The following is a 221-nucleotide window of genomic DNA, read 5'->3' on the forward strand; positions in this document are numbered from 1 at the left end:
GGTCAGGTCGGTGGGGCCGTTGGTGGTCAGGCTGGTGGCGCGATCGGCGGTGGTATCGGCGGTGGTGTTGGTGGCCAGGTCGGCGGCGGTCTCGGTGGCGCTGTGGGCGCTGGTGGCCAGGTTGGCGGTGCGATCGGTGCCGGCGGTCAGGTCGGTGGGGCCGTTGGTGGTCAGGCTGGTGGCGCGATCGGCGGTGGTATCGGCGGTGGTGTTGGTGGCCA

1 protein-coding gene is annotated in these 221 nt (G+C 72.4%); it reads right to left on the bottom strand.

The window, feature by feature from the left end:
- The coding region (locus tag AO501_RS38400) for a hypothetical protein (RefSeq protein WP_197419928.1) at positions 1–221 on the bottom strand (221 nt) is incomplete at both ends.

The organism is Mycobacterium gordonae, assembly GCF_001417955.2.
Classification (GTDB): Bacteria; Actinomycetota; Actinomycetes; order Mycobacteriales; family Mycobacteriaceae; genus Mycobacterium; species Mycobacterium gordonae_B.